General features: G+C 59.0%; 17 protein-coding genes. 8 read left to right on the plus strand and 9 right to left on the minus strand.

The features are described 5' to 3' along the window. Positions 1 to 309 precede the first annotated feature (309 nt). Positions 310 to 786, minus strand: a complete 477-nt coding sequence (gene bcp, locus AD944_RS05565) for a thioredoxin-dependent thiol peroxidase (protein ID WP_045542313.1) — start codon at positions 784 to 786, stop codon at positions 310 to 312. A gap of 138 nt (positions 787 to 924) precedes the next feature. Next, positions 925 to 4,077: a bifunctional [glutamine synthetase] adenylyltransferase/[glutamine synthetase]-adenylyl-L-tyrosine phosphorylase gene (locus AD944_RS05570; protein ID WP_145912823.1), complete on the minus strand. Its 3,153-nt coding sequence runs from the start codon at positions 4,075 to 4,077 to the stop codon at positions 925 to 927. A gap of 38 nt (positions 4,078 to 4,115) precedes the next feature. Between AD944_RS05570 and AD944_RS05575 the strand changes: the two genes are divergently transcribed. Next, entirely contained in the window at positions 4,116 to 7,364 is a 3,249-nt protein-coding gene (locus tag AD944_RS05575; protein ID WP_045542314.1) for an AsmA-like C-terminal region-containing protein, read from the plus strand. 21 nt (positions 7,365 to 7,385) lie between these two features. Here AD944_RS05575 and AD944_RS05580 read toward each other — a convergent pair whose 3' ends face one another. The 4 genes from AD944_RS05580 to aat form a co-directional block, all read right to left on the minus strand. After that, on the minus strand, positions 7,386 to 8,060 hold the full coding sequence (locus tag AD944_RS05580) for a hypothetical protein (protein WP_145912824.1): 675 nt from the start codon (positions 8,058 to 8,060) through the stop codon (positions 7,386 to 7,388). A 36-nt stretch (positions 8,061 to 8,096) separates the two neighbouring features. Beyond that, the gene (locus AD944_RS05585; protein WP_236709206.1) at positions 8,097 to 8,792 is read right to left on the minus strand and encodes a hypothetical protein; all 696 of its coding nucleotides are present in this window, start codon (positions 8,790 to 8,792) and stop codon (positions 8,097 to 8,099) included. Positions 8,793 to 8,848: 56 nt separating this feature from the next. Next, entirely contained in the window at positions 8,849 to 9,694 is an 846-nt protein-coding gene (locus AD944_RS05590) for a DUF4412 domain-containing protein (protein WP_236709207.1), read from the minus strand. Between the two features lie 384 nt (positions 9,695 to 10,078). Next, positions 10,079 to 10,735, minus strand: coding sequence for a leucyl/phenylalanyl-tRNA--protein transferase (gene aat / locus AD944_RS05595; RefSeq protein WP_045542318.1), 657 nt, complete (start codon positions 10,733 to 10,735; stop codon positions 10,079 to 10,081). 223 nt (positions 10,736 to 10,958) lie between these two features. On the opposite strand from aat, the gene AD944_RS05600 reads away from it, so the two are divergent. Next, positions 10,959 to 11,933, plus strand: a complete 975-nt coding sequence (locus tag AD944_RS05600; RefSeq protein WP_045542319.1) for a 2-hydroxyacid dehydrogenase — start codon at positions 10,959 to 10,961, stop codon at positions 11,931 to 11,933. Positions 11,934 to 11,944: 11 nt separating this feature from the next. After that, entirely contained in the window at positions 11,945 to 12,136 is a 192-nt protein-coding gene (locus tag AD944_RS05605; RefSeq protein WP_045542320.1) for a hypothetical protein, read from the plus strand. 146 nt (positions 12,137 to 12,282) lie between these two features. Here the strand turns inward: AD944_RS05605 and AD944_RS05610 are convergent, their stop codons facing one another. Continuing rightward, positions 12,283 to 13,116: an EcsC family protein gene (locus tag AD944_RS05610; protein WP_035377792.1), complete on the minus strand. Its 834-nt coding sequence runs from the start codon at positions 13,114 to 13,116 to the stop codon at positions 12,283 to 12,285. Between the two features lie 296 nt (positions 13,117 to 13,412). On the opposite strand from AD944_RS05610, the gene AD944_RS05615 reads away from it, so the two are divergent. Both AD944_RS05615 and AD944_RS05620 read left to right on the plus strand, forming a co-directional pair. Continuing rightward, entirely contained in the window at positions 13,413 to 14,111 is a 699-nt protein-coding gene (locus AD944_RS05615; RefSeq protein WP_045542321.1) for a hypothetical protein, read from the plus strand. A 68-nt stretch (positions 14,112 to 14,179) separates the two neighbouring features. After that, positions 14,180 to 14,518: a TIGR01244 family sulfur transferase gene (locus AD944_RS05620; protein WP_006557277.1), complete on the plus strand. Its 339-nt coding sequence runs from the start codon at positions 14,180 to 14,182 to the stop codon at positions 14,516 to 14,518. A 93-nt stretch (positions 14,519 to 14,611) separates the two neighbouring features. On the opposite strand, the gene AD944_RS05625 is transcribed toward AD944_RS05620, so the two are convergent. Together AD944_RS05625 and AD944_RS05630 are read right to left on the minus strand one after the other, a co-directional pair. After that, positions 14,612 to 15,031: an EVE domain-containing protein gene (locus AD944_RS05625; protein WP_045542322.1), complete on the minus strand. Its 420-nt coding sequence runs from the start codon at positions 15,029 to 15,031 to the stop codon at positions 14,612 to 14,614. Between the two features lie 2 nt (positions 15,032 to 15,033). Then, positions 15,034 to 15,327, minus strand: a complete 294-nt coding sequence (locus tag AD944_RS05630) for a YciI family protein (RefSeq protein ID WP_035377627.1) — start codon at positions 15,325 to 15,327, stop codon at positions 15,034 to 15,036. A gap of 166 nt (positions 15,328 to 15,493) precedes the next feature. On the opposite strand from AD944_RS05630, the gene AD944_RS05635 reads away from it, so the two are divergent. The 3 genes from AD944_RS05635 to ccmE are packed head-to-tail and all read left to right on the plus strand — an operon-like array spanning position 15,494 to position 16,961. Further along, entirely contained in the window at positions 15,494 to 16,267 is a 774-nt protein-coding gene (locus tag AD944_RS05635) for a heme ABC transporter permease (protein ID WP_006557274.1), read from the plus strand. Continuing rightward, complete coding sequence (locus AD944_RS16305; protein WP_006557273.1) at positions 16,264 to 16,425, plus strand: heme exporter protein CcmD; 162 nt, start codon at positions 16,264 to 16,266, stop codon at positions 16,423 to 16,425. Before AD944_RS05635 ends, AD944_RS16305 begins: the two co-directional genes overlap by 4 nt. Next, positions 16,422 to 16,961 carry a cytochrome c maturation protein CcmE gene (ccmE, locus tag AD944_RS05640; RefSeq protein ID WP_045542323.1) on the plus strand — a complete coding sequence of 180 codons (540 nt, stop codon included), beginning with the start codon at positions 16,422 to 16,424 and terminating at the stop codon, positions 16,959 to 16,961. Before AD944_RS16305 ends, ccmE begins: the two co-directional genes overlap by 4 nt. Positions 16,962 to 16,977: the final 16 nt, after the last annotated feature.

Here is a 16,977-nt window from a genome sequence, read left to right on the forward strand (position 1 = left end):
CGGCGCTCTGGCAGGAGCTGCCATGGGCAACGCTGCACCGCCGCCCGTAGCTTATGCGCCCCCCCCCCCCCCTCCGCCACCAGTGTATGCTGTTCCCGCGGTGCCAGTCGCTCCTGTTCCCGGCTATTATGCCGCACCGGGTGCTTATTACTCCGGCTGGTAACACCCTGCCGGTTTCACTGCCACCAGCCATCAAGACCGGCTGGGGCCATCCTGCACCACAAGCTGATGGCAAAATCTGGCCGGGCCTGAGAGAATACAAACGACTGCGTGGTAAGGCCCCCTCACACCGCAAGAATTGCGTTTGACTTACAGGGCCTGAGCGACTTCCAGAACAGCTTCTACATGGCCCGGCACCTTCACCTTCCGCCATATCCGGGCAATCTTGCCATCAGCTCCGATGAGAAAGGTTGTACGGTCAATGCCCATATAGGCCTTGCCGTAAAGCGACTTTTCCACCCACACACCATACGCTTCCGTCACGTCCCCTTGTGCATCAGAGGCCAACGGGAACGTGAGATGGTATTTATCCGCAAAAGCGTCCAGCTTTTTCACTGGATCACGGGACACACCAATTACGGTCAATCCAGCGCCTTCAAATGCCTTCAGGGCTTCATTAAAGCCACAGGCCTCCTTGGTGCAGCCGGGCGTATCCGCCTTGGGGTAGAAATACAGCACAAAAGGCTTGCCTTTAAAGTCTGCCAGACTGACATGACGCCCCCGGCTGGCTGCCATGGAAAAATCAGGAGCGATACTCCCGTCCTGTAAAAGCTGTTCATCAGGCATGCTGGTTCTCCTTGTTCTGACACACGCGGCTCACACGCGCATTTGACCAACCGTAGCGAGAGACCGTGCAAACTGAAAGACACGCTTGCGGCAGCGCCTCGCTCATTGTCTGATGGCGCGGCGTCGCGGTCTTCTTCCCTACGTACGGACGTGCGGAAGGTTTGCTTCCACCATCACTTCGGCAAACGCATCCCCTTCGGCAACAGGACCGATCACGCGGGCAAAACACGCCCGCACAGTTCGTGCCAAAGCCGTGGTACGCAGCAGAAGCGTGGCCATATTATCCATCTCCATGGCGCGAAGCAGCATGGCCAGCGCGGGCGGGGCGAGTTCTTTTTCCAGATCAAGGGGAGGCACCGGGCCACAAAGCAAACGCAGCAGACACTGAAGCCGCCGCCATACTGCATCCGCTTCCAGCAGAAGCGCCGTATCCTCACGCGTTAGAAGCCCAGCCTTGCCCAAGCGCGCCAGCGCCCTGCGTGTACAGGGATCACGCACGCCCTTGTCAGCCGTAACAAGCTGCAAGCTCTGAGCAACAAACTCCACCTCCATCAGCCCGCCCACACGCCGTTTGACATCCCAAGGGCTGGAGGCTGGCAGATCACGTGCCAGACGGGCCCGCATGGCCCGCGCATCTTCACGTATTGCCTCAGGCTGCGGCGTAAGCGTTTGTATCTGACCATCCAGAATGCGACCCAGATCGTCCTGTATGTCCCGTTTCAGAAAAGCCGGGGCGGCAATAATACGCGCCCTGGTCAACGCCATACGCTCCCATGTCCATGCGGCTTCCGTGTGGTATTTCAGAAAAGCCCGGCGGGCCACGGCAACAGGCCCCGCTGCCCCTGAAGGCCGCAGCCGCATATCCACCGCATAAAGGGGGCCTTCCGGGCCGGGCGCCGTCAAGGCCGCAATAAAGGCATGGGCCAAACGGGTATAGTATTGCGCCACAGCAACAGAGCGCGCAGCAGGAAGCACAAACCCTTCCGGCGTTTTTTGGGGCGGCGTTTTGGGCACTACGCTGGCCTGCACCTCCTCCGGATGATCAAACACTAGCAGCAGATCAAGGTCTGAACCGGGCATCATTTCTCTGGAGCCTGCCTTGCCCATCGCAATAACCGCCATGCCCCCACCGGGCACCCGCCCATAGCGGCGCACATGGTCTCTTTCCACCGCCTGTTTGAGCACAATCATGATGGTGTCTGCCAAGGCCGTACGGGCACGCTCCGCTTCATTCTCGCTCATGCGGCCTTCCAGCACCGCAACGGAAAGACGAAATTCCTCCCCGCGTAGGAGGGGGCGCAGGGCCGTTACCAGCAGCTCCGTATGTTCCACCTCGCTCGCCAACTGCCGCAGACGGGCCTGAACATTGCGTCCCTCTTCCGGTTCTGGTTCCAGCAGCCCTTCCAAGGCGGAGGGCGTATCCGCAAGATGGTTGGCCAGAAAAGCCGAGGCATCAAGCAGCGCCGCAATCCGGTCTATCAAAGCCGGGTTACGTTCAAACAGGGAGAGCAGTTGCACGCCTGCATGCTGGCGCGCCAGCAGGGCATCAAACCGTCGTAAACAGGCCAGCGGGTTACTGCGCGCGGCAAAACTGGCCAGCAACGCAGGCAACAGAACCCGCAGCAACGCATGCGCCCGTTCAGACCGCAGCGCCCGCAGGCTATTACCCTGCCAGCGGGCCAATACCTGCGCGGCTTCTGCCGCCTGATCTGCCGGGAACCCAAGTTTCTGCAACAATGCAGGCGAATTTTCATCTTCTGGCGCAATAGCCAGCAGAGCCGTTTCCGCTTCTTCCGCCTCAGGCGGCTGGCTAACAAAATGCCGCTCAAAAATACGTCTGGCTTCACGCATACGCGGCAGCAGGTCCAGCGCTAGTGCTTCACCGTCTGCATAGTTCATGAACACGGCAAACGCGTGAAAGGCCTCCGGCTGTTCGGGCAGGGAGTGTGTCTGGTGGTCGGCCCGCATTTGCAGCCGGTGCTCGGCATCCCGCAGCAGACGATAGGTGCGGGCGAGAACCTCGGCTTCCTCACGCGGGATGTAAGCTGAGCCCACCAGTTTTTTCAGCGCACCGAAAGTTGTTTTCTCACGCAGGGCAGGCACGCGGCCACCCCATACAAGCTGCATAGCCTGCGCAATGAATTCGATTTCCCGAATACCGCCCTGCCCCAACTTCAGGTTATGCCCCAGAAGCCACTGCATGCTGGCGGCTGGATCTGCCAGAACACTGTCAGGCATCTCTGCAAGGCCCGTGCGGCCCACATTGCGGTAGCGGTCAATCCGCGCCTTCATGGTGTGGATATCGTCAATCAGCGCGAAATCAAGGTGCCTGCGCCAGACAAACGGGCGGATAGCTGCCAGAAAATCACGCCCCACCTTGATATCCCCCGCCACAGGGCGCGCCTTGATCATGGCCGCGCGTTCCCACGTCTGGCCCAGGCTCTCATAATACAGAATGGCGGCCTGAACCGAGACAGCCGGAGGGGTGGAAGACGGGTCCGGCCTGAGCCGAAGATCAGTACGGAAAACGTAGCCATTCGCATCCCGCGCTTCCATGAGGCTGACAAGATCGCTAGTCATACGAATGAACACGCGCCGCACGGCATCCGGCTGCTTGTGGCCTGATGGGTCATAGAGCACCATCAGGTCTATATCGGAGGAGAAATTCAGTTCCCGTGCCCCGAGCTTTCCCATTGCCAGAACAAAAAAACCACAACCGTATGTCGGGCGTTTGGGGTCACGTAACTGAAGCTGACCGGATTGATGGGCGACCCATAACAAATGCCTGACCGAGACCTCCAACGCGGCCTCAGCCAGACGGCTGAGCGTTTGCGTTACGTCTTCCAGCGGCCAGAACCCGCCCAGATCAGCCACGGCACACAGCAGGGCCACCTGTTTTTTGGCACGCCGGAGTGTGGCGGCAACATACTCTCGCCCAGATGTAATGTCACACGCAGCCAATGCCGCAAACGCGTCTTTCGCGCAGGCCTCCGGGCCGTCCTGCAACAAGGCGGCAAAGGAGAGCGGATCTTGCCGGGCCAGATCAGACAGATACGGGCTGTTGCCCCCAAGGCAGGCCACCAATTCCATGGCCCCCGGCAGTTCAAGAACCTCCCCCCGGCCCACATCCCGCAGAAGGGTGATCATGTCGTCCTCAAGATGTTGGGCGGCCTGCGCATCCGCCGCAGCGGGCCAACTGGCATCCGGCCAGACGCGATGCTCGCCACGGCGGGCGCGTACATCCTTGAACTGGGGCACATGTTTAAACTGGGATTGAATAACAGGCGTCATGGTCTGACCATTCTGGTGAAGGACGAAGGGTTGCTGCGTTGACTTCCACAGGTCAAGACCTGCGCCGCCCGCTGCATAAGCGGGTTTTGCGTGTTTTAACTGTTCTGGCGCTGGCCGTCCTGCTTCTTCCCTTTCTGGTGGTGGCGGGACTTATGCTCCGCATGGTATTCGGGCCGGTCAACATCACACCTCTGGCCCGCCCGTTCCTGCCGGTAACCGTCATGCCGGGAGCCCCCCACCAGCCGCCTGCCGCGCGCCTTACACTTGGCCGGGCGGAACTGCGTTGGAATGGTCTGCATGATGGCTGGAGCACGCCTGTCATGCTTGATCTGCATAACCTGCGTATTCTCAAAACAGACAGCACCCCGCCCGACACAATTGAAGATGCCCGCATCACACTGGCACCGCTGGCCATGTTGCATGGCTCTCTTGCCTTGCGGACAGTGGATATTGAGGGCGTGCGTCTTGCGCTGCGCCGGGGCAAGGATGGCAGCGTAGGGCTGGACGTGAATGCTCCCTCCGTTCCACCCGATCAGTCACAGAACAATGCACTTGATCCGCTAGGCATTGAGCGGCTGAGCGTTCACAACGCCCGGGTAACGGTCAATGATCAGCTTACCGGCACCCGCTGGCTTGCCACGCCGTTTGACACCACTCTGCATCTTCTTCCCGTAGCGGGCAAAAATGGCGTGACGGGCACTGTCACGTTCAGCATCACCGGGGAGGAAACCCATGCCCGGCTGGATCTGACTGCATCGGGCACCCGCACACCTGAAAATACGGTCACGTGGCATCTATCTGTTGCCCCAACCCAACCGGCGGGTTTTGCCAAGCTGAGCCCTGCCCTGAAAGATGTGGGGAATACGGTCAGCCTGAACGGCGATGCCATTTTTGCACCCGCGCCACACAGCTTCTGGTTGCTGCCACATGCGCTGGATCTTCTGGCAGATATTGGCAAAGGACCGCTGACTGTCGCCCATTCGCACTACCTGCTGAACCATGGCACAGCAGCTGTGCACCTGGACCTCAACCACGCCTCACAGTCTCATATTCCGGCAACGCTCTCCCTCACCGCCCTGCGGCTTGATCTGCTTGACCCCAATCAGCCTGACGCAGCCGCAGAAGGTATTACCGTCAACGGTCATGCCACGCTCAGCGCCTCTGACCTGTTCAGTCCTCAGGCGCTTTCCGGGCAGGCAAGCCTTGAAATACCGCAGATTGATTTTGCCAATATTGCCCAGTTCTGGCCGGAAAAAGCCGCCAAGGGTGGCAGACTGTGGGTGAAGAAGAACATCACGCAGGGGCTGGCACATGATCTACATGTGGCTGCCAGCCTGCATAGTGATACAGGCTGGAATGGTCTGAATGTCACGGGCATTACCGGCGGCGTGGACGCTACGGGCCTGACTGTCCACTGGTTGCGGCCCATCTCCCCCTTACAGGGGATGAATGCCCATCTGGAAGTGGATGGGATGGATAAGCTCCACATCACGTTTGACCACGCCTACCAACTGGTGAACCGTGCGGATAAAAATGTGGGCGCGACCGGCATTGGCCGGGTGGAGGCCGGGCCGGGCTCCATGGATATCACCGGGCTCACCAAAAAAGATCAGGACGGCACGATCAAGACCGCCCTGCGCGGCAATCTGCGCGATATTCTGGCTCTACTGGCCGAACCGCGGCTGCATCTTCTCTCACGCCACCCGATCAGCTTTACAAAGCCATCGGGCAATGCGTCTGTCATGCTCTCTCTCACCCTACCGCTTGAGAGCGATGTCACGACCGATCAGATGACCATCAATGCCCACGCCGATCTGACCCACACCTATCTGGGTAATGTTGTCATGGGCCGGGCCATTACCAACGGCCGTATCCAGATAGACGCCACGGCGCAAAACCTGAACCTGACGGGGCATGCTGCATTGGGTGGCCTGCCTTCTGACGTGAGCTATTTTATGGATTTCCGCTCCCTCGCCCCCACAGAGGTTGCAGAAAAAGCCCATGCCATCACACACATTACGCCGCCAACCGCTATTGCGGCAGGTTTTGCCGTGGGAGACCATTTTTACGGCAGTGCAGAGCTTCAGACAGACTATACCCGCCTCGCTAACAACACAGGGACCGTTGGGCTTAATCTGAACCTGACACCCGCAAAAATCCTTATCCCGCTCTGGCACAAGGCCGCAGGGCGGAAGGCACAGGTTTCGGCTCAACTGGCGCTGGTGGATGGGCATATCGCGGCCGTTAACAAACTGCTGGCGACAGGCCCCAATCTGGATGTACGCGGACAGGCCCGCCTGCGCCCCAACCGCCCGCCTGAACTGCTGATTTCCTCTTTCCGGATTGATCGTTCCACCGGGCACGCCCGGCTGGTGCTCCCATACGCTGCACAAGACAAAACCATCCGCGTTGGCGTCTATGCCTCCACGCTGGACCTCTCTCCCCTGATGGAAGGAGATCCCACAGCCCCCAAACCCGCCAGCACCGGATACCATGTGCCAGAAGCGGCAACCGGCACCATCCACGGGCCGCCGGGAAATGCGTGGGTTATTGATCTGCAGGCGGATTCTCTGTTCTACAACCAGACCCGGCAGCCCCTGAAAGGTGTGAAGGCCCATTTTGAAGACAACGGCATGCGGCTGGAAAGCGTGCATTTCACCATGCGCGGCCCCTCGCCGGTTGCCATGCATCTCACACCCAACGGCAGCAAACGCAGCCTGCATGTTGCTATTCCCGACATGGGCGCTTTTCTGGCAGCGTTCAACATTCTGCCCAACGTGGAAGGCGGACAGGCCACCCTTCAGGGCAACTTTGACGACACCCTACCCTCAGCCCCCTTCAAGGGCGTGCTGAACATCACACCTTTTGTTCTGACAAAAACACCCAGCACGGTGCTGATCGCCCGCAACCTTTCCCTTTACGGATGGATCAACGCCCGCAAAGCGCCGGAATTTGAAATTTCCCGCCTGACCATGCCTGTGACCTTCAAAGATGGCGTTCTGGGCATTCAGGAGGGGCGTGCCGGAAATGATGCGCTGGGGGCCACACTGGAAGGCAAGGTCGATCTGGACCGCAATGTGCTCGATCTGAACGGTACGGTGGTGCCTGCCTTTGCTCTCAACAAACTGCCGGGCAAGCTACCCGCTATTGGCCGATTGTTCAGCCCGGAAAAGGATGGCGGGCTGGTTGCCATGAAATTTGGCATTTCCGGCAAACTTGACAACCCGGATCTTCACGTGAACCCGTATTCCATCTTCCTGCCCGGGATGTTGCGCAAGCTGTTCTAGAAGCCCCACTTCCCGAAAAAATCAGGGAGTTTCCGGCCCTGTCCCTGCGGAAGGGGCATCCGGGTCTTCAATGTCAGCAGGGCTTTCGCTCAGATAAACGGTGTCATGTAGCGGGCCTTCCACATGCGCGGTGATAATGCCTGCCTTCACCGCAGCCTGAAAACCTGATGCTTCATCCTCAAAGGTCGTATCAACCCCGTTTCCGCTCACTTCCCCCACGGGCTGGAATGTGACGTCCACCTGTGGGCGGACAGGATTGATCAACCAGTGCCGGGTTCTGGACACCAGCGTTGAGGCATCCGCCATACCGCATGGCTGCATTTCTGTAAGGGTTACGGTTTCCGTGGTCACCAGCCCTTCCATTTGAGCAGGGTCTTTGCGGCCATTCGCTGGCCTGCGCGCCACAAATACCGTGCCGGAGGGAATGACCATCAACGTATCAGGATGATCGCTTTTCTGGTGCGCAAAACAGATATCCACACCGCCCTGCCCGTTGAGGGGCGGCGCAACGCCACCCAGCCCACCAGCACCAGCACCAGCACCAGCACCAGCACCAGCACCAGCACCAGAAGATGCCACCCCAGAGGACTGCTTACCAGTCTGTGCCCACCCGGTGCCTGACGGTGTGCTACCCAGCACGCCTATTGCCAGACCGGCCAATGCATAGGCCAGAACTCTGGTGTTTTGTGGCGTCATGCCCATTCCCTTTCCTTCTCAACAGGGCGGGCAAGGTTATGGCGTAGCGGGCGCTTCCTTCTTCAGCCCCGCAGGGACGGCAAACACCGTATCGGGTTGCGATACCCTGTTTACACTTAGGGCCCTGACCGTAATCTGGCCGCCTTGCGCAACCTGCAACAGCAGCCCATCCGCCGTGTAGCACACATCACTGGCATGCCCGTCTGTATCTTTCGTGCGCCATAATGTGCATTGTTCTCCTGCCACTACGGAACCACCCAAACGCGCATAGGTGCCCGTCATGGCTGTATGACCAGGCGGTGTCAGCACCTGGCTGGGGGCTGGCATCACACTTTGCCGACGGCGGGCCTCATCCACTACGGTCAAGGTGTGGTCTGGCCAGGATGTGATCATGTAAACAGCAGAGTTCTGAGGGTCCAGCCGCTGGCGCAGAGAGGCCACCTGCCACCGCATGCGCTGCTTCATCACAGCATCCCCCATGGGAGAGGTCACTTCATACAGCACATCAACATCCGTTGAGGGGGTGATGAAAGGGGCATCTTGTGAGGCGCCTTGTTGGGCAGCATCCCCAATGCTCCCTCCTCCGGCCTGAGCCTGAGCCTGAGCCTGAGCCTGAGCCTGAGCCTGAGCCTGAGCCTGAGCCTGAGCGGGAAGCACAGACACAAGGCCTACGCAACCCAGTAGAAGGGTCACGCCCGCGCCGTGGAGAACCCGTGCTTTGCGTTCGCTCATACTCTTCCTGTCAGGCAATGCTCTTCCTTCTCCCCGCCGGGAGTGCCGAACACAACTCATTGGGCGCTGCTCCCTTCAGGTGCCGTTGAGGCTCCATCGCCTGCCGGAACCTGCGTTGTGGGGCCAACACCCGGGATGGGGCTCCCCGAAGGCCCGCTGGGAGCCAATGAGCCGGAATTTCCCTCAGTTCCTGAACCGGGACGTGGAGAATGTGGCGTAATTTCCTGATATCCGGCAGGAGGCATGAAAGCACTGGCCGGTACATCATCATAGGAAATATGCGTGGCTTTCAGGTGGCCATTCAGACCATCCACATCCACACCATCCTGCTCCAGAATAAAACCGTCATCCGTTACGCAGGCAGAGCCTGTTCCCTCCGTGGACTGCACACTCCAGATGGTGCAGGGCTGGCCTGTAACCTGAGACGTCCCCTTGCGCGCAAACTGCATGGACATATCCAGAAGGAACGGGCTGCGTGCCACCTCCTGCTGCACCAGCCGGGTGTAGATTTTTCTGTCATCCAGAATAATCAGAACTTCCTGCGCAGCACGGTTAATGACCACGGAACCCCGGCTGTCATCCCCTTCCATGCTTTTCATGTAACGGATACGCATCAGGCCGCCATCGCCTGAAAACAGAACCTGCACATGGCGTTCTGGCAACGGACCGGGCGGCACCTTGCCCGCCTGAACTAGATCAGCCGGGGGTTTGGGCTGAAACACATAATCAATTACGGCATCCCGCCCCGGCGTAAGCCGCGGATGATCCGGCTGAACAGCGGCACCCTGATCAGCCCCATGGGCAGAAGACGCCAGAGACAAACTCCATGCCAGAGGCGTTGCAGCCAGCAGGCCACACAAGGTTAGCTGGCGGAGTATGCGGCCCGGCTGGCGAGTCATCATGCGTTCGCTTCTTTCTTTCCGTCTCTGTCTCATAACTGTCTTACTACCGTGTTCACTAGTCTCTGCCAGCCCCACCAGCCGGAGAAACATACCCCTTGGGAGAGAACCTGTGCACCGTGGGGGTATGTTGCCCATTAAGAGTGAGAATTGCGGCCAAGAGGTGATCGCCACGATAAAAATTTGGAAGATCAGCTTTTTACTGGAGGGTAGCTGCACAGCGACAAGGCGTGTTCGCTGATAACGTTTCTGAAGAAGAGAACGGACCTTTGCTACCAACAGCGAAGAACATGGACTTTCGCGCTCAGGGCACCCCATACGGGACCAAAAGCCTATCCGGTGTCAGGCAACACACTATGGGCTGATACCTGATATTTACTGAAAGCCTTAGCTGCCTTGCCGCATGGTTCTGATCTCGGCTTCCAGTTGTTGGGGCGTGAAATTAGCCTGCCAACATAGCGGCATGTGGACAGCGCGCTCCAATGTGGTTTTATACTCTGCTGCTGGTATTTCCACGCCGCCAAAACGGGTGAGATGATCCGTGCCAAACTGAGTATCCAGCACCATGAAACCGGATAATCTGAGCCGCGCCACCAGATGCACCAGCGCCACCTTGGATGCATCAGTCACCCGGCTGAACATGCTTTCTCCAAAAAATGCACCGCCAAGGGCCACGCCATACAGACCACCAACCAGTTCCCCATTCTGGCGACACTCCACACTGTGGGCGTATCCCATTTCATGCAGGGCACAGAACAGACGGTAGATCTCGCTATTGATCCATGTCTGCTCCCGCCCCGGCGCGGGAGCAGCGCAGCCCTTCATGACAGCGGGAAAATCCTGATCGACCGTAACGTCAAACCGGCCAGAAAGCACCGTGCGCCGTAATCTGCGGGGAAGGTGGAACGCCTGTAGCGGCAAAACGCCTCGTGGGTCGGGATCATACCATTGCAGGTCTTCATCCTCGGCATTCGCTGCCATGGGAAACAAGCCCACGGCATAAGCTCCCAACATAAGTTCCGGCGTTAAACCCTGATCAGACATTCCTGAACGCTCTCCTTACGGCTTGCGACGGGATGAGTTAGGCCTGAGCCCGAACACCCGGACAGAAGCAGACACCCCCGGCAGATAGTCACTCAAATGTTTACAGGCATGCACAACTCAGTGCTTTGCATTCCGTTTTGAGCACCTCATGGTTTTCCGCCGGGTTCATGCTAGTCTGCCTGCACGGAAACTCAAATCTGTCTCATCAGCAAGGTCTGTCCATATGTCTGATACCAAACCTCGTATTCTTCGCTCCGTCCGTCTGCTGAACGCTGCTGAAAAACGTATCGAGACAGATTTCATTGCCCCACCGCCGCCCACTACACCGCTTGATACCGCCGCCATTCTCAAACTGGCGCATGAATTTCAACCCGTTGCCATTCTGGTCACTCATCATTCTCCGCTGAAAGGCGCTGATGTTGCAGCCCTGCCGGAAAGCGTAAAGCTGGTCGCCACCGTAAGCGTAGGGCTGGACCATCTGGATGTTCCCGCCCTGCTGGCCCGTGGCATTGCCGTCTCCAACACGCCGGATGTGCTGACAGACTGCAACGCAGACCTTGCCATGATGTTGATTATCGCCGCCTGCCGCCGGGCTGCGGAATATTATACGCTCATGAAGAAAGGCTGGGGGCATACCCTCGGCATGGATGAAATGCTGGGCCACCGCGTAACGGGTAAAACGCTTGGCATTATTGGCATGGGCCGCATTGGGCAGGCCGTGGCCCGCCGCGCACGCGGGTTTGAGATGAACGTGCTCTACCACAACCGCCGCAGGCTGGACCCGGAACACGAGCAAGGGGCCAACTACTATGAAAGCCTTGAGGACATGCTGCCCAAATGCAACATCCTCAGCCTGCATCTGCCTGCTGCCCCGTCTGGCGGACCCATTATAACCGCTCGCACGCTTGCTCTCCTGCCGCGTGGCAGTGTGCTGGTGAACGCGGCCCGTGGTGCGCTGGTTGATGAAACCGCTCTGATTGATGCCCTCCGTTCTGGTCACCTGTTCAGTGCAGGGCTGGATGTTTATCAGAACGAACCCAACCCTGACCCACGTATTCTGGCTCTGCCGAACGTGTTCATGACACCCCATGCGGGCAGCGCCACGGTTGAAACCCGCACAGCCATGTGCATGCTCGCACTTGATAATGTGGCTGCGCTTGTTGCGGGCAAGCCTCTCCCCACCCCTGTTACCGCCTGAGAACCGCCACTATGCCCCTTACCCTCCGTCTGGTCTGCCTGATTGGTATTGGCGTCTGCACTCTGCTGGCGTTTTACGCCCCCCACTATCATCTGACAGCAGAGATTGTGGGCGGCGGCATGCTACTGATCGCGCTGGTTGCCACCGTCATTCTGGATGAAACCCCACCTGCGCCCAAGAAAGCCAAGCAGGAACAGGCATAAATCCTGTCTGGGGAATAAATCTTTCGCGCTGAAAGGATCATCATCCTTCCGGAACGCTTCAACTAAAAAAAGGCCACCCGTACGTCCGGGCGGCCTTTTTCTATCAAGCCATTGCCAGTGAAGTGCTGGCCACCTTGTTCAGCACCTTATTCCGGTTTGGCCCGTGCATGAACCTGCTCCCGTAGCGCCACTGCCGTATCCCGCACAACGGGCCCATGCTCACGCTCAAGCCGCCGAATGGTGAAGTGCGCACGCGCCAAAGCCCGATAATGATTCAGGAATGCGGTGTTCAGAGAGGCCCCGCAAAGAGCACCCGCAACGGGCATAAGCTGAAGGGAAACTTTCTGCCCCAGTGCAAGCCCGTAATGAGAAGCCACTTCCGCAATCAGCATCACAACAGGCCGGCCCCGCAACAGGGCGCGGGCGGAGAAATAGCCAAGCTCGCTCTCATCGCCCTGCCGCACATTGGGGAACGCCCGCAGCGCAAACACTTCCAGACACGCACGACGCGCATCCGGGTCAGACAGATCTTCCCCTTCTTCACGCGCAATACGGCCAATTTCACGCATGATGGTCAAGGTGGTGAAACCGATATCCGGAGCCAGCCCGGCCAGCCCGGCAAAGCCGCCGACAGCACCGGACACAGCAACCGCTGCCTGAAGGGCCGGTGTGCGCCATGCCTTGGTTTCCACGGCGGCATCTTCTGTCGGGCGCAGGCCGAGAATGGCGACATCAAACGCCCGCGCAATGGAGGCCTCAGCCAGCCCACGCAGCTTGTCTTCCATAGTGGGGGCCATGCCGAGCCCACGCAGTCCAAGCCGCGCGGCATGCCCAACCGCGCCACCCATCAGGTCCGCCAGCCTGACGAGCACGCCCTTGCCGGATTCAACCTGTGCCAGCGCCTGCTCAAGTTCGCCCAGATCCTGTCCGGTCAGCTTGAGGGAGACAATATCGCTGCCCGGCCTATCTACTGTGCTCATCTGTGCCCTTTCCGCTTTGTATCCGCCCTGCCTGACCATAACGCGCAGGGCCGTGGCGCTGTACGCGCCCTTTTGTCTTTACTGATAGGAAGCATAATTATCATACCGGCCATGAAAAGCGACATGACAGCCCCCCAGCCGTGCTTGCATCACGCATCTGCCTATAAAAATGCCTGACACGGGCATAAGTTGCCCCCGCCCCGGTAAACACAGCGTTGTAACACGTGCCTGAAAGACTTAGACAGCAGGCACCAGTTCCCGCCTGCGCAGAGGCTGCGCCATCAAGGAGTCGAGCAATGTCAGTTACGGTGCGTTCTTCCTCCCCTACCAGAACGTCATTCAAGTGGGGCGCTGCCCTGCGCGCCATCTCGGTCCTATCCGTGCTGGGCATTGCGGGCTGTGCGGAGTCACCTGAGAAGAAAGCCTATCAGCAGACCCTGGAAACCGCGCAGACAGACCCGAACTTCTGCTATTCCAACCGGTATGATAGCGTTCTGGCGCAGGCATGGCAGCGCGCTCATTCCACAGAAGGCAACGGTCAGCAGGATAAAACGCAGGTTCAGGCAGCCGCCCTGCCCGCAGTAACTGTAACGGGTGCCACAGCCATGCCGGAACTCAGCGTACCGCCCTATAGCCAGCGTTCCTGCCGCCTGAGTGTAAAAATTGGTGATGCCGCGCCGGAAACAGGCTTTCTGACCTTTACCTATCTGGTGCGCGATAATGTGACCAAATCCGCTCTGGCCGAATGGCACCCGGATACGGAAATTACAGAAAAATATGACGCCCTGATGGAAAAGATCAAAGCGGGCGTGGACATGAACAACCCGGACCTGAAGGCCTGCATAACCCGCTACCCTGCCTTCAACGCTCCCTCTTCTGACCCGATGGTGCAGAAAGCAGCCGTTGATCTCCGTGCCCATCTGGTTCGCCGTTGTCTTGCAAACAGGGCTGCCCTGAAAAACTTGTATTCAGACCTGTATTTCATTCATCGCTGAGGGCGCGAGTCTGATTGTCATCCCCTCCCCACAGCGGGAGGGCCATTCATTGCAAAGGAGTCGTATTCATGACCCATTACCGTAGCCTCACCGCCGATTTTGCTGTTGCCCCCCAGATTTCCACCTCTGACATTCCTGCCATCAAGGATGCCGGCTTCAAAACCGTTATCTGCACCCGGCCTGATGGTGAAGAACCCGGCCAGCCATCTGCTGAAACCATTGGCGAAGCCGCACGCGCTGCCGGTCTGGCCTTCATTTCCATTCCGGTTGCGGCTGGCCATGCGCCGTCTTCCGATGCCGTGATTGAAATGCAGGAAGCCCTGAACACCCTGCCCGGGCCTGTCTTCAGCTATTGTCGCTCTGGCAACCGTGCTGGCCAGTTGTGGACTCTCGCCACACAGGGCTGAGCCATTCTTCAGGCCGATAAAATCCGGCGTTAAAAAAGGCGGCCTCGCACGGGCCGCCTTTTTTATGGCTTAACGGATAATAGGCACAGCCTGTCAGGCTGGCTCCTGCCAGCCGCCCATCTGGCACAATACCAGCCAGTGCGCCTCGGACACCGGACAGACAGAGAGCCGGGACTGCCTGACTAGGGCCAGTTCTTCCAGTTCAGGGCTCTGCTTGATCTCCGCCAGTGTAACGGGCCGAGGCATGGGGCCAACGGCCTTGACATCCACACAGACCCAGGCCCCGCTTTCCGCCGTGGGGTCCGGATAGGCTTCACGCACAATTTCAACCACACCCACAATGGCCCGCTGCACGTTGGAGTGATAGAAAAACGCGCGGTCTCCCACCCTCATGGCGGCAAGATTTTTCTTGGCCTGATGGTTCCGAACCCCGGTCCAGGGTTCGACATCGTTCGCAACCTGCTCGTCCCAGCTAAAGGCGTCAGGCTCGCTTTTCACCAACCAGAAGGCCATGGCTATTCCGCCAGCGCGCCATCACGGAACACAGTCCGCAACGGGCGCACAATCACGCTTTCAAACAGATTAACCTTTGCATAGGGATCTGCTGCGGCAAAACCTTCGGCTTCCGCACGGTCCTTTACGTCTATCAGAATCAGGCTACCGCAAGGCTTGCCATTAATATCCAGTTGCGGCCCGCCAAACTGAATACGTGCCTTATACTGCTCCAGAAACGCCAGATGCTGTTCCCGCGTGGCCATACGCGTTTCAAGCGCGCCGGGGCGGTCTGTACAGATGATGGCAAACAGCATGTCTTCCTCCGTTGTGTTGTAGAGGCAGGACGCCCATGAACAACGGCCTCGTGTCAAGAGGCTTATAATGATATAGGAGAGAGCCCGAGCACACTTATCCGCGCCCCCCATACAGCCGGATGATGTTGCGGCTCATCTGGTTGTGACACACGAAACGGACTGACATTTGAGCGCCTCACCGACCCTTGTCGCGCGTACTGGTAGTTTCTTTCACCGGTATGCCAATCCCGGCCGGTTTCTGAAGCTGGGCGCACGCATCCAGCCCTGGCTGACATGGACCGCGCTGCTCTTCACCCTCGCAGGGCTTGGGTGGGGACTGTTCTATTCTCCGGCTGACTGGCAGCAGGGCGATTCCGTGCGCATCATGTATGTGCATGTGCCCGCCGCCATTCTGGCATCCAGCGGCTATGCGGCGCTGGCAGTGTGCGGCCTGCTCTCGCTTGTCTGGCGGCATCCACTGGCAGACCTCGCAGCCGTGGAGATCGGGCCGGTAGGCGCGTGCATTACCGCACTCTGTCTGGCCACGGGCTCCCTGTGGGGTAAACCCATGTGGGGCACCTGGTGGGTGTGGGATGCCCGGCTGACCTCCGTGCTGGTGCTGTTTTTCCTGTATCTGGGCCATATTGCCCTGATCCGCGCATTTGATGATCCGCAGCGTGGCTACCGGGCCGCCGCCATTCTGGCTTTGGCTGGCGCGGTTGATCTGCCCATCATCAAGTTCAGTGTGCAGTGGTGGAACACTCTGCACCAGCCAGACAGCATCACGCTGACAGGTGCCCCCACCATGTCCAGCAGCATGCTGTGGCCGCTGGCTCTTTCCATGATCGGCATTTCTCTTGGGTTTGCTGCCATCGTGGTGGCGCGCCTGCGCGCGGCTGTCATGGAAAACCGTATCCGCAGCCTGCTCTCCAGCCCCCGCCGCCGTGGAGGCGCTGCATGACACACCTTCCTTATATTCTTGCCAGCTACGGGCTGTTTGCTGGCATGGCGCTTGTGCTGTCCGTTGGTGCGGCCCTGCGCCTCAAAAAAGCCCGTGCCCGGCTTGCCACGCTTGAACGCACTTCCTCCCGGCCTTCAGGAGCCCCCCTTACTCCATGACCCGCAAGACCCGCCGCCTCTGGCTTATCATTGCCTGCGTTGCCTGCCTTGGAGCCGCCGCGGCCCTGATGCTCCGGGCGTTTTCCTCCGATATCGTGTTTTTTGTCACGCCCTCTCAGGTTGCAACCAAACCGCCACCGGCTGACCGCACCGTGCGGCTGGGCGGCATGGTGGTGGCTGGCTCTGTCAAACGTGAAAAGCACGGTGAAACACCCGTTGCCCGTTTTGACGTAACCGATGGGCAGGCCGCCGTAACCGTGCGGTATGAAGGCATTCTGCCTGATCTGTTCCGGGAGGGGCAGAGCGTTGTGGCCGTGGGCACCATGCAGAAGGAGGGCTTTGTGGCCAGCGAGGTTCTTGCCAAGCATGATGAGACCTACATGCCCAAGGAAGTAGCCGAAGCCCTCAAGAAGTCAGGCAAATGGGACCCCCGCTTCGGGCCGCCACCCAGTGCCGCAAGCTGGAACAGCATGACCGTGCAGGACGCGAAAAAAGATCTTTCTCCCAAAGAACACGCAGCGCCCTCCACCAACTAAGCCCTTCTTTTCATAC

Source organism: Acetobacter tropicalis, from assembly GCF_001580915.1.
GTDB classification, from domain to species: domain Bacteria; phylum Pseudomonadota; class Alphaproteobacteria; order Acetobacterales; family Acetobacteraceae; genus Acetobacter; species Acetobacter tropicalis.

What these genes read in the sequence shown, in the direction of transcription:
- bcp (WP_045542313.1), bottom strand. Translation starts at nt 786, where the DNA reads ATGCCTGATGAACAGCTTTTACAGGACGGGAGTATCGCTCCTGATTTT.
- AD944_RS05570 (WP_145912823.1), bottom strand. Translation starts at nt 4,077, where the DNA reads ATGACGCCTGTTATTCAATCCCAGTTTAAACATGTGCCCCAGTTCAAG.
- AD944_RS05580 (WP_145912824.1), bottom strand. Translation starts at nt 8,060, where the DNA reads ATGACGCCACAAAACACCAGAGTTCTGGCCTATGCATTGGCCGGTCTG.
- AD944_RS05585 (WP_236709206.1), bottom strand. Translation starts at nt 8,792, where the DNA reads ATGAGCGAACGCAAAGCACGGGTTCTCCACGGCGCGGGCGTGACCCTT.
- AD944_RS05590 (WP_236709207.1), bottom strand. Translation starts at nt 9,694, where the DNA reads ATGATGACTCGCCAGCCGGGCCGCATACTCCGCCAGCTAACCTTGTGT.
- aat (WP_045542318.1), bottom strand. Translation starts at nt 10,735, where the DNA reads ATGTCTGATCAGGGTTTAACGCCGGAACTTATGTTGGGAGCTTATGCC.
- AD944_RS05600 (WP_045542319.1), top strand. Translation starts at nt 10,959, where the DNA reads ATGTCTGATACCAAACCTCGTATTCTTCGCTCCGTCCGTCTGCTGAAC.
- AD944_RS05605 (WP_045542320.1), top strand. Translation starts at nt 11,945, where the DNA reads ATGCCCCTTACCCTCCGTCTGGTCTGCCTGATTGGTATTGGCGTCTGC.
- AD944_RS05610 (WP_035377792.1), bottom strand. Translation starts at nt 13,116, where the DNA reads ATGAGCACAGTAGATAGGCCGGGCAGCGATATTGTCTCCCTCAAGCTG.
- AD944_RS05615 (WP_045542321.1), top strand. Translation starts at nt 13,413, where the DNA reads ATGTCAGTTACGGTGCGTTCTTCCTCCCCTACCAGAACGTCATTCAAG.
- AD944_RS05620 (WP_006557277.1), top strand. Translation starts at nt 14,180, where the DNA reads ATGACCCATTACCGTAGCCTCACCGCCGATTTTGCTGTTGCCCCCCAG.
- AD944_RS05625 (WP_045542322.1), bottom strand. Translation starts at nt 15,031, where the DNA reads ATGGCCTTCTGGTTGGTGAAAAGCGAGCCTGACGCCTTTAGCTGGGAC.
- AD944_RS05630 (WP_035377627.1), bottom strand. Translation starts at nt 15,327, where the DNA reads ATGCTGTTTGCCATCATCTGTACAGACCGCCCCGGCGCGCTTGAAACG.
- AD944_RS16305 (WP_006557273.1), top strand. Translation starts at nt 16,264, where the DNA reads ATGACACACCTTCCTTATATTCTTGCCAGCTACGGGCTGTTTGCTGGC.
- ccmE (WP_045542323.1), top strand. Translation starts at nt 16,422, where the DNA reads ATGACCCGCAAGACCCGCCGCCTCTGGCTTATCATTGCCTGCGTTGCC.